The organism is Hansschlegelia zhihuaiae (assembly GCF_004103825.1).
Lineage (GTDB): Bacteria > Pseudomonadota > Alphaproteobacteria > Rhizobiales > Methylopilaceae > Methylopila > Methylopila zhihuaiae.
This window is the reverse complement of the sequence record NZ_RYFI01000051.1, coordinates 1-1264: the sequence shown is the minus strand read 5'-3', so window position 1 is coordinate 1264 and position 1264 is coordinate 1. Positions and strand designations below refer to the sequence as shown.

Below are 1264 nucleotides of genomic sequence, written 5' to 3'. Positions count from 1 at the left end.
AGCGGCGCCCACCAGTCGCGGTTGGCGAGATACCACTTCACCGTCTTCTCGATGCCCGTCTCGAAGCTTTCGCTCGGTCGCCAGCCCAGCTCGCGCTCGATCTTCGACGCGTCGATCGCGTAGCGCATGTCGTGGCCCGGCCGGTCCGTGACGAAGCGGATGAGATCGCGGCGGCCGTGGCCGAGCGACGGCGCATGCCGGTCGAGCAGGTCGCAGACGACGTGCACGACGTCGAGATTGGTCCGCTCGTTCCAGCCGCCGACATTGTAGCTCTCGCCCGGGACGCCGCGCTCCATGACCAGGCTGAGCGCCCGCGCGTGGTCCTCGACATAGAGCCAGTCGCGGACATTCGCGCCCTGCCCGTAGACCGGCAGCTCGCCGCCGGAGAGCCCCCTCAGGATCATCAGCGGGATCAGCTTCTCGGGGAAGTGATACGGCCCGTAATTGTTGGAGCAGTTGGTGACGATGGTCGGCAGCCCGTAAGTCTCGCGCCATGCCCGGACCAGATGGTCGGAGGCGGCCTTCGAGGCCGAATAGGGCGAGTTCGGGCTGTAGGGCGTGGTCTCGGCGAAGAACCCCGTGGGGCCGAGCGTCCCGAACACCTCGTCGGTCGAGATGTGCATCATGCGGAAGGTCTTCCGGCCCTCCGGCGACAGCGCGCGCCAGTGCCGCAGCGCCTCCTGCAGCACCACATAGGTCCCGACCACATTGGTCTCGACAAACGCGCCCGGCGCGTCGATCGAGCGGTCGACATGGCTCTCGGCCGCGAGGTTCATGACGCCGGTCGGCCGATAGGTTTCGAACAGCCGGCGCATCGCCGCGGCGTCGCGGATGTCGGCTTTCTCGAAGCGATAGCGCGGATGACCCACCGCGCCCGGCAGCGAGTTCAGGTTCGCGGCGTAGGTCAGCGCGTCGACATTGACCACGAAGGCCTCGGTGTCGGCGAGCAGATGGCGGACCACCGCGGAGCCGATGAAGCCGGCGCCGCCGGTGACAAGGATGCGCGCGTCGGCGAGTCGGGAGGTCATATGGCGGCTGTCCGGGTGACGCGTCAGAACAGATCGGGCGCTTCGGCGAGACGCGGCGCCTTGCGGTCCTTGTCGGAGAGCTGCGCCTTGTCGGGGTCGACCGGCCAGTCGATCGCGATGGCGGGATCGGACCACAGCACGCCGCGGTCGCATTCGGCGGAGTAGTAGGCCGTGACCTTGTAGGCCACTTCGGTGTCCGGCTCGAGGGTGCAGAACCCGTGCGCGAAGCCGACCGG

Annotated in this window: 2 protein-coding genes; both read right to left on the bottom strand. The window is 68.2% G+C overall.

The genetic code is table 11. The annotated features are described in order from the left end of the window. Positions 1 to 1028 (bottom strand): dTDP-glucose 4,6-dehydratase (gene rfbB, locus EK403_RS22020; RefSeq protein ID WP_128779591.1); only part of this gene is annotated, 1028 nt, incomplete at its 3' end. A 23-nt stretch (positions 1029 to 1051) separates the two neighbouring features. Continuing rightward, a partial coding sequence (locus tag EK403_RS22015; protein WP_164919735.1) for a dTDP-4-dehydrorhamnose 3,5-epimerase occupies positions 1052 to 1264 on the bottom strand: 213 nt, incomplete at its 5' end.